This is a genomic window from Microcystis sp. LE19-195.1E, assembly GCF_027532095.1.
In the GTDB taxonomy this organism is placed as follows: Bacteria; Cyanobacteriota; Cyanobacteriia; order Cyanobacteriales; family Microcystaceae; genus Microcystis; species Microcystis aeruginosa.
Map to the genome: position 1 here is coordinate 1 of NZ_JAPZSZ010000059.1, position 9,908 is coordinate 9,908.

The 9,908-nt window shown below is 45.4% G+C and carries 7 protein-coding genes and 1 pseudogene; 2 read left to right on the top strand and 6 right to left on the bottom strand.

Features of this window, described 5'->3' with window-relative positions:
* Positions 1 to 807 precede the first annotated feature (807 nt).
* Positions 808 to 1,287, top strand: a pseudogene (locus O9300_RS03570) (transposase); the annotation flags it as partial.
* Between the two features lie 70 nt (positions 1,288 to 1,357).
* On the opposite strand, the gene O9300_RS03575 reads toward O9300_RS03570, so the two are convergent.
* Both O9300_RS03575 and pedR read right to left on the bottom strand, forming a co-directional pair.
* A complete protein-coding gene (locus O9300_RS03575; RefSeq protein ID WP_002796219.1) occupies positions 1,358 to 1,909 on the bottom strand; it encodes a TolB family protein in 552 nt (183 codons plus the stop codon).
* A complete protein-coding gene (gene pedR, locus O9300_RS03580; RefSeq protein WP_108937575.1) occupies positions 1,893 to 2,174 on the bottom strand; it encodes a photosynthetic electron transport-dependent transcriptional regulator PedR in 282 nt (93 codons plus the stop codon). The genes O9300_RS03575 and pedR overlap by 17 nt, the downstream gene beginning before the upstream one ends.
* A gap of 537 nt (positions 2,175 to 2,711) precedes the next feature.
* Between pedR and hisA the strand changes: the two genes are divergently transcribed.
* Positions 2,712 to 3,473: a 1-(5-phosphoribosyl)-5-[(5-phosphoribosylamino)methylideneamino]imidazole-4-carboxamide isomerase gene (gene hisA, locus O9300_RS03585; RefSeq protein WP_147073784.1), complete on the top strand. Its 762-nt coding sequence runs from the start codon at positions 2,712 to 2,714 to the stop codon at positions 3,471 to 3,473.
* On the opposite strand, the gene O9300_RS03590 is transcribed toward hisA, so the two are convergent.
* The 4 genes from O9300_RS03590 to O9300_RS03605 all read right to left on the bottom strand — a co-directional run.
* Positions 3,470 to 5,257, bottom strand: a complete 1,788-nt coding sequence (locus tag O9300_RS03590) for a beta-barrel domain-containing protein (protein WP_287970099.1) — start codon at positions 5,255 to 5,257, stop codon at positions 3,470 to 3,472. The two genes, hisA and O9300_RS03590, sit on opposite strands and share 4 nt — an antisense overlap.
* A gap of 194 nt (positions 5,258 to 5,451) precedes the next feature.
* Complete coding sequence (locus tag O9300_RS03595; protein WP_287970101.1) at positions 5,452 to 8,421, bottom strand: peptidase domain-containing ABC transporter; 2,970 nt, start codon at positions 8,419 to 8,421, stop codon at positions 5,452 to 5,454.
* A 76-nt stretch (positions 8,422 to 8,497) separates the two neighbouring features.
* Positions 8,498 to 9,259 (bottom strand): peptidylprolyl isomerase, encoded by a 762-nt coding sequence (locus tag O9300_RS03600; protein ID WP_287970102.1) that lies wholly within the window; start codon positions 9,257 to 9,259, stop codon positions 8,498 to 8,500.
* 373 nt (positions 9,260 to 9,632) lie between these two features.
* The coding region (locus tag O9300_RS03605; RefSeq protein ID WP_287970104.1) for a zinc ribbon domain-containing protein at positions 9,633 to 9,908 on the bottom strand (276 nt) is incomplete at its 5' end.

The window sequence follows — 9,908 nt, forward strand, 5'->3', positions numbered from 1 at the left end:
AAAAGCCTCAACTCCAATCCCCGCTTGGGATTTACTTCGAGAAGCCCAAAATCGCTGAAACCCAGATAGATCAAGGAAAATCATAAATCGAGGTTAAACCTTTGTCCCGTAATGGTTTGAGCCTTTTTTGCTGACCGAAAACGCCTAAGTCCCAATAGTTTAATCTCATAGAAAGTAATGCCGACTGAAACCCCCAAAACATACCTAGAACAAGCGATATAAATTTTTGTCAAGGGGTGCGGTCAGACATAGGAATCATTGCTAGAATCCCGGAAAATTCCTGTTGTTTCAGCTTATTGTCAGGAATTTAGTTAAACAAGGTTTTTGGCAATATGCTAATCTGGCTAACAAGCTTTTGGGGGTGATATGGGGAAAACTTCTGGCGATTGCGCCTAAATGGAGTGATATACCGAAAGTTGACCCATATCGTTAACTCTGGAGAGTGTTATACAGAAAGTTGCCGTATAATATGTAGTTAGGCGCACAGGAAATTTAGTGCGATCGCTATCACTGTAGGGTGCGTTCCCTAATGTGGCTCCCACTGCTCCACTGATCGATTTTGGGGAACGCACCATGCACATTTATTGAAGCTGTGGGTTAAAGTGCGATGCTGCTCTGGTGGGTTGAGTTCTGGATTGGCAACCTGTCACCGAGCAAACCCGACGATGTTGGAATGATTCTGATAGCTGACGGCTAATAGCTAAGGGTTCGCCAATTCAAAAATGAAACGCATCAACCTCAAGAGTTGACAAAGAAAGGCTCATCAGGTACTGTCTGATCATTAACAAAAACAAATCAGACCCAAAAATGAGCCACCAACATCTTAACATAGAACAAAGAAACTTGCTCTACCAACTTAGTCAGGAGGGAAATTTATCTCAACGGCAAATGGCCCTCTGGCTCGGATGTCATCAAAGCACAATATCACGGGAATTAAAAAGGAATCAAAGTTCCCTCGGCTGCTATCTACCTGACACAGCACAAGCTCAAAGCGAGACAAGGCGAAAAAATGCCAAACAACCCTTTAAAAACGTCAGCGAGTCGGCCTTAGAGTTGGTGAAAAAAGGATTGAAAAATTATCATAGTCCGGAACAAATAGCAGGTCGTCTGAAAAGAGCCAGTCAAGAATCTCTCAGTCACGAAACCATCTATCAAATGAATGATCGATCATAACTACCCTTGACTGTGGAAAGTATCAAGAATACCTACGCGGCTGGACGAGGAAAAAGAAAGAGTCGAGACGGAGCAAAAAGTAAGCGTGGAGGGATTCCGGGGCGTGTGGATATTCTCCTCTCCCATCTCCCCCGCAACGCGCACGAAGTGGTCTCCCCACACCCTTCTCCCTTCTCCCCCAATACTATCGGGACGGGGAAGAATTGATCGGGGGTAAAGAAGGAGAAATTTCGCCACCTCGATCGAATATTTCCAGATTCCATTGACCGAAACGATTACTTTCAAAAGCAATAAAACGACCGTTACCACTAATCGTCGGACGACGCACTTCTCCTAAAATATTTTCGGTGATATTTTTTGCTTGCAGGGTTTGTCGATCATAAATATATATATCGGGTTTACCGGACTGTTCCGACACATAAACAATATAGCGACCATCGGCACTAATATCCGGTTGATCTTGATAGGTTTTTGCTTGATTTAACCCCGGCAGGGGAACTAAACGATTAGCCACTCGATCGAATAAATAAATCGTTCGTTGTCCCCTGCGATCGGAGGCAAAGACCAGATAACGACCATCGTAGTTAAAACGGGGATTATCTTCAGAGGAAGGGGTATTTAAAGTATTTCCTAAAAGCTGTTGGGGAGGGGTGACAAAACCCGCATCACTACATCCCCCCAGACTGATGATATTAACCGCAAGAAAAAGTCCCAGGAGTTTAGGAAACCTGATCATCGGTCGGCGCTGGGGAAGGAAGGATACAACAATTAATATCATCAAGACAAACTTTACCCCAATGCAATGCCCAACGCACCAATTCCACCCGATTATCGGTTTTTGTTTTTGTCAAGATATTACTAATATGATTATCAACGGTACGCTTACTAATCTCTAGCTTTTCCGAGATTTCTTGATTAGTTAAACCATTAGCCACTAAATCGAGTATTTCTAGCTCTCGATCGGATAATGAAGCGGCTGTTTGAAACTTCCCAGCAGACATAAGTATAATTCCTCTCGTATATGTACTTATCATTCTAGAAGAATTTTTTCCCCTAGGAATCGATAATCAGTAATCAGTAAAGAGTAATCAGTGAAAAGACAGCACTGTTACTGCCATTTGATGATGCACACTTAATACAGATGGTTTGCGGCAAAAAGCTTTTCGGTGGTGGCAGGGTGTGGCCCCCCAACCCCCCCGACATCGGGGGGGCAGGGGGGGTGTGGGGTTTTATCGATTTTCAGGTGGTCAACTACCTAATTTTCAGGGAAAAAGTCCCGGAATTTTCCCCCCGATCCCCGCAATGGCTGGCACTTTTTGAGGGAAAAAAAGTCTAAAAGTCTTATCCAACAAGGTTTAGCGATGTATCTGTTTGTAACTGAGGAGCCTCAAAACCTTTATGGACAATGCTTTGAGAGGGCTTGTTCCCCTGTCAGACTCAAAACTGATCAGTGATCAGTGATCACTGATCACTGATTCAAGGCTGACGGCTGGTACTATATAATGAAAAACGCTCCTTAGTTAGATATTGAGAAAAACATGGAAGTTATCCCCGCTATTGATATTCTCGATGGCAAATGTGTGCGACTTTATCAGGGAGATTACCAACAATCGCAGGTTTTTAACGATAATCCCGCAATAGTGGCGCGAGAATGGGTCAATCAGGGGGCAACCAGATTACATTTAGTTGATTTGGATGGAGCCAAAGAGGGTAAATCGGTTAATTTGTCAACCATTGAAACAATTCTTAATGATATTGCCATTCCCGTACAGGTGGGGGGTGGACTGCGAGATCTAGAAACGGTGAGTAATCTCCTAAAAATCGGGGTAGAAAAGGCGATTTTAGGGACAGTAGCCGTAGAAAAGCCAGAATTAGTCAGCGAACTTTGTCAAAGCTTTCCGGGGCAAATAATTGTCGGTATTGATGCTCGCGATGGTAAAGTAGCCACCCGGGGTTGGTTAGAAACTTCCGAGGTAGAGGCGATCGCTCTTGGTCAAGATATGGCAAAAAGAGGAGCCAGTACGATTATATACACTGATATTCATCGAGATGGCACCCTTTCTGGCCCTAATCTCGCCGCTTTGCGAGAATTAGCCGAATCTGTCGAGATTCCCGTGATCGCCTCTGGGGGCATTAGTTCCCTGACGGACCTACTGAGTTTATTGTCTTTGGAACCTTTAGGAGTAACGGGAGTAATCGTGGGCCGCGCCCTTTATACCGGTGCAGTTAACCTCTCGGAAGCGATTAGTGCGATCGGATCGGGCCGTTGGCAGGATCTACCCCCGAATTTTTTCGCTTAACGGACTTGTTTGAGAGTATCCACCTGTTTATTGAACATATCGGTAAATAGTCCCAAAACGGTGCGATTTTCATTGACTTTGATGTTAACACTCACAGACATCCCCGATTGCAGCGGCAGAGTGGATTTATCTTTCAAAACTAACTCTTGACTGTTCAAGCTTACCCGGACAGGGAACCGATAAAAACGGTGATTTTCATCGGGAGGTAAAGCATCGGAACCGATCGAGATTACTTCTCCCTTAATATCGCCGTATTCACTGTAAGAAAAGGAATCAATGCGAATATCGGCCTTTTGTCCCACGCGCACAAAACCGATGTCTTGGTTAGTCACATCCACCTCTGCCACTAAACAACCTTTAGCGGCATCTTTGACCTGGGTGGGACAACCATCGGGAACAAGTTTTAATAATGCTTCCGCTTGACTCGGTTGGGGAACAAACCCGGGCCGGGCCTTGAGATCAAAGACCACACCATCAATCGGGGCGGTAATTTTTTGATATTTAATCGTCTGTTGTGCTTGACTAATTTGACTATCTAACTCAGCAATGCGCTTGTTGTTATCAATGATAATGCGACTGATCTGACTATCGATTTCAGCGATCCGTTTGTAATTGTCCGCCATTTTATCGCGCACATCTTTTTCCGTGATTACCGTGGTGTTAATCAGCTTTTCCTGCGCTTGGGAGATCAACAGGGAATAACGCTTTTCTTCCTGTTCCAAGCGGGAAATTTCGGCGATGCGGGTTTGTACTTCTTTCTCTTGTTTTTCTCGATCGATTTCGCCGTTAGCCTCTTGCTGCTGCAGTTCATTCTGGCGATCAGTTACCGATTGTTTTTGTTTATTAATCTGATAACGGGCGACCGCCCCTTCTTCTCCCAAGGGTTCAATATCCTTGAGAATATTACGCTCGATATCCAAGCTTTCTTGGCCCTGTTTCATCGAATTGGCATTACGAGTCTTAATTTCTTCTAAGACTAAGCGATCTTTGATTAATTGCGAGCGGGCATCGGCCAACTGTACCCTGGTTTGGGCCAATTGTTTTTCTAATTGTTCCATTTCCAATCTAGCGGCCGCTTGTCGAGAATTGGCCTCCCGTCGGGCAGCCGCGAGACGGGCTAATTGCTCCCCTTGTAAAGCAAAACTAGAAGCACCTTCACTGACCTGTGCTTGATAAAGTTGATTTTCCGCCACTAAAGCGGCACGATTACGGGCTAAATCGGCGATTTCACTCGGTAATTTTAATTGAGCGATCGAACTCTCCACTTGTGCCGGTGTCAGATCCTGCGCCATTAATAGACGATAGAATTGATTTTCCTTCTCGGCAGTGGCGCGAATTTTTGCCAAGGATTCTAACTGCACTTTCGAGGCACTGGAATCCATTAAAACCAGTACATCACCTTTGTTAACTCGATCGCCGTCTTTAACTTTAACTTCCTGTACTACCCCATTCACCGGTGCTTGTACTTCTTGCACTTTGCCCTGGGGTTTAAGTTGTCCTTGAGCGCCGACCACCTGCTCGATTTTGGCGAGTGCTGACCAAATTAAAGCGGCAGTGGTGACACTCATTAATGTCCAGATAATCGTCCGCGACCAAATGGGCGATTGTTTCAGGATCACCGATTGTTCTGGTGGGCTGAAAGTGGGTAAAGAAGGGGTAATACTTTTATTTTTCGTGGTAGTAGCCACGTTTTTACCCGCTTGGGTCAGTTCATCGCTTTTACCTTTGCCGTTGCCGTTGCCATTGCCGTTGCCGTTTTGACCGTTGTTAGAATTACCGTTCATGAAGATTCTCCTATATTTAGGGTTTGCTGAAAAAGTTTTTCGTGGGGGTAGGGTGTAGGGTGTGGGGTGTGGGGTGGTCACTGCGTGCGCGTTGCGGGGGGTTTTGGGGTATTAGTTGAAACTTCCCCATTTCCCCATTTCCCCATTTCCCCATTTCCCTATCCCCTATCACCTAATCCCTGTCTCCCGACTGACTAGATTTGCGAATCCTGTTGTTTATAGAGGGTATAGTAAAGGCCTTTTCTGGCCATTAATTCCTCGTGGGTGCCTTCCTCCGCTACTGTCCCTTTATCCATCATGACAATAATATCGGCGGATTTGATCGAAGCTAAACGATGGGTAATAAAGAAGACCGTATGATCCTTGAAAGCTTCTTTGAGATTCAGACACACTTGCCGTTCGGTGTTATAGTCGAGGGCGCTGGTGGCCTCATCAAGAATGAGAATTTGCGGTCTTTGCAGGACGGAACGAGCGATCGCAACCCGTTGTCGTTGTCCCCCCGATAGGGATGCCCCCCGTTCACCGACACGGGTATTATAGCCATTGGGCAGGGTCATAATAAATTCGTGGGCCGCCGCCGTTTTCGCTGCCGAGACAATTTCCTCCACAGTCGCATCGGGGTTAGTCAGGGCGATATTTTCCTGTACCGTACCGTCAAATAATAGGGTTTCTTGGGGAACCATGCCGATTTGACGACGGAGGGAATAGAGTTCCACTTTGTTGATATCGTAGCCATCGATGAGAATCCTTCCCGATTCTGGTTCGTAGAGACGGGCTAACAATTTAGTAATGGTACTTTTCCCGGCGCCACTTTCCCCCACCAAAGCGACAAAAGTACCGGCGGGGAATTCTAAATTGACGTTGTATAGTTGCAGGGGTCCGTGGGGATTGAAGCGGAAAGCGAGGTTTTCGTAGGTGACAGTGCCTTTAATTAAGGGCATGGGGATATTTTGGCGATCAAGTTCCGCTTCTTGGGGAGTATCGACGATATCGGCTAATCTTTCCAGGGATAAGCCGGTTTCTTGGAAGTTTTGCCAGAGTTGGGTCAAACGCAGAATCGGCGAGGTAACGTAGGAAGCGATAATCCGGAAGGCGATTAATTGACCAAGAGTGAGTTGTCCGTCTAAAACTAGGGCTGCTCCCACCCAAAGCACTAATAAACCCGATAATTGGTTAAAGAAGTGACTAAAGGAACCGGCCAAAGTTGAGGTCATTACCGTTTGAAAACCTTCGGCCACATAGCGCGCATAACGTTCTTGCCACTGCCAACGGGAACGCAATTCGATATTCTGTGCTTTCACCGTTTGAATTCCTGTCATTACCTCCACGAGATAGGATTGGGTTTCGGCGTTTCGTTCGGCTTTTGCTCGCAGTTGTCGCCGCACGATCGGTGCGAAAATAGCTGTGGAGAGAACTAAAATCGGCACGACTCCCAGGGACCAGAAGGTTAAAATCGGGCTATAGATCAACATAACCACGATGTATATAACCGAGAAAATGGCATCTAATACCACCGTTAGGGCTGTACCTGTTAAAAATTGCCGAATATTCTCTAATTCGTTGATTCTTGTCGAAATTTCCCCCACTGGCCGCCGTTCAAAGTATTTCAGGGGTAAGCGCAGCAGGTGATCGATAATTTCTGAACCGAGGGTCATGTCGATGCGGTTAGTGGTATCGACAAAAAGGGATGTTCTCAAAAAGGTTAAAATTCCCTCAAAAACGGCAATTACTAACAGGAAAACCCCGAGGGTATTCAAGGTTTCCGGGCTATTCTGCACGATCACTTTATCGATGATCACCTGAATCATCAAGGGATTGGCCAGGGCAAATAACTGCACGAAGAAAGAAGCGATAAAAACTTCTATTAAGACTCGTTTATGTTTCTTGACAGAAGGCCAAAACCATGATAAGCCAAAACGCTGTTGCTGGGTGTGTTTGGTGGGTTTAAGCAGAATCACTTCCCCTTTTTCGCCCCAAGATTCCATAAATTCGCTGGTTTTGCGTTTAATTATCCCCCTTTGGGGAACAGCGATCGTGGTTTCCCGTTGATTAATTTCGTAGAGGATAACGATGCTGTCTTGCCAGCGAATTAGGGCAGGAGGGTTGATATTGGGCAAGGAAGAAGCATTTAGGGGTACTAATTGGCTATGGAGTCCCACTACCTCGGCTACAGCCCCACACAGGGGCAGGGAAAGGCTGCCGGTTCTTTGCAGTTGATCCCCTAGGATGCGTTGGATCACGTCCTTGCGAAAGGGGATATTAAAATATTTGCAGAGCATCTGAAAACAGGCACTCACCGCCTCTAGTTCCGTTTTTCCCCCGAAAAAAGGATATGACTTGCGGTTTTTCTCGACAGTTTTTTCAATGGCGATATCGCTGGTGATGTCGCTTATTTTGCCTTGAGGGATATCTAATACCTGGGTGGGTTTATTTCCCTTGATGACTTGGGTTTCTAGGATATCATCCGTTTCTGTTTCCGCAGCCGCTTCGGTTTCCACTGTCAAGAATTCATCTAACTGGTCGGAGGAAAGACCTAATAAGCGGGTGTTAGTCGGATTGTTCTGGGTGATAACTGTGCCAGTAGGATAATTATCGCTATTTTCGCTGACTAACCAGAGATAATCATCGTTAATCTGGTTGTAGGACACACAAGCTTTGTTTAAAAGAGCCTGAGCAATTTCTTTCAGGTCCCCCCCACCCCAGGCCTGTTGATTAAGATAGGAGCCTAGGAGAGCATAAACTTCAGCGATCGAGGTTTCTTTAAAGAAATATTGCTTAAATTCGGGGTAATCATTGATTAAAGACCAAAAATCCTCTTGTTTTAAGGTTAAACAGATCGTGACTTCCGAAGAAGCGATGACCGTTTCACAGGGGGTAGCGCGCAGGAGACTGATCCACCCGAATAAATCCCCCGGGTGTAATTTAGCCAAAGTGACCGGCAGCGGATTGTTTACCCTAGCATCGTAACCCAAAAGTCTGGCCTCTCCCTCGTAGAGAAAGACGAGGTGGGAGGGTAAGCGGTCGCACTTGAGGATCGCATTGCCCATCTCATAGCGAAAGGGCTGTAATTTCTGGCCGAGGGAACGTCTAACCTCGACGGGCAGGCGATCGAAGGGCTGTACGGTCTCCAGAAAGGCGGTAAAATCTAAAGTGGTATAACTCATTGGCTAGGCGAAAATTGACTAGGTTGGCAAATAATTAGGCGAAAAGACTAGGTTTACCCAGTGTTGCAAGGAAATGCTATATAATCGATACCTGCTCGCTATTGACTGGGTTTGATTCGGAGATAAATTTCACTGTTTGCATTTGAGCCGTTAACCATTGTTGGAATAAATCATTGCGTAAGCGTTGACGGGTGGGAGGATCCAGTTCACAGGATAAATATTTTTCCAGTCGGACAATCACGACCCATTCTCCCACTTGCGTCGGTGGCCACAGTTGCCCCGGTTTACTTGCCTTGAGAATTTGCCCGATCTGGGGATGGGGGGCGCTCAGTTCCACAGGTCCGATTAGTCCTCCGGTTTCCGCTTCTGATCCTTGGGAGTATTTTTTAGCTAGTTCAGCGAAGCTATTTTCTCGATCCTGTATCCGGAAAAATATTTCCTGGGCAATGCCGATATTTTTTGTCCGAATCAGCGAATAAACCACCTTATCCAATTGATTTTTGACTTGCAAGAAGTAGGATTCTACTTTGTTATCCCAAGTCTCCTGTTTAAATGTTTCCAATTTAATGTCCCGCAGAATTAGATATTCTAGTTGTTCGGAATCCATCCCGTTTTGTCGTAACCAGGATTTCATTTGTTCATCGTTGGCAATTTGATTATTTTGATAGAAACGGGAATAGGCGGCGTTTCTTTCTTCGGGATTGCAGGTGATATTGGCGATCGCTTGCTCGATAATTACTTCCCGGATTAACTGGGGTAACATACCATATTTTGCCAAAAGAGGCAAGACCTGTGACTGGTTAATTTTTTGGTCGCCGATTTCAATAATTGAACTCATAATAAATACATTTTCCTCTCAGAAATGTTTAAAACTATCAACTCTAGGAGCTTCTAAATTTTATTGAGGTGATTATACGTCAAAACAGCAATTTTAAGGCACTCCCCCCTATTTTAATTTTAGTTTTCCCCGTGAAAGCCAAAAATTACAGAAATTAAAGAAATAAGTCGGTCATCTCGGCGGGGGTGGTGAGGGGAAGTGATCCGGGTCCGGCCGATGGGCTCGCCCAAAATGCTGCTCAGCAACCCCTAATTACGCCTCTAATTGACTAGAATAGAATTCTTGCAGAAGTCGGGGAAGGGGGAAAGGGGAAATTTTAATCTTTAACCCTTAACCCTATGATATGCAACCGTTCTATTAAACTTACTCAAATCTACTCATGAGCAAATTTGACGTTAATTTCCTGCTTCAAGGTAGCAGTGTCGGCACTATCTACTCCCCAGGCTGACACGGTGGAACTCACCGCCAAAGAAGCTAGATTGAGACTAGCGTTCAAGTCTCTATCACAAACAAAAGAGCATTGTTCACAATCAAAAACTCTTTCGGATAAAGATAGAGACTCTTTTTTGTATCCACAATTGGAACAGATTTTGCTACTGGGGAACCATCTATCAGCTACGATTAACTCCGCACCATACAACTGAGTTTT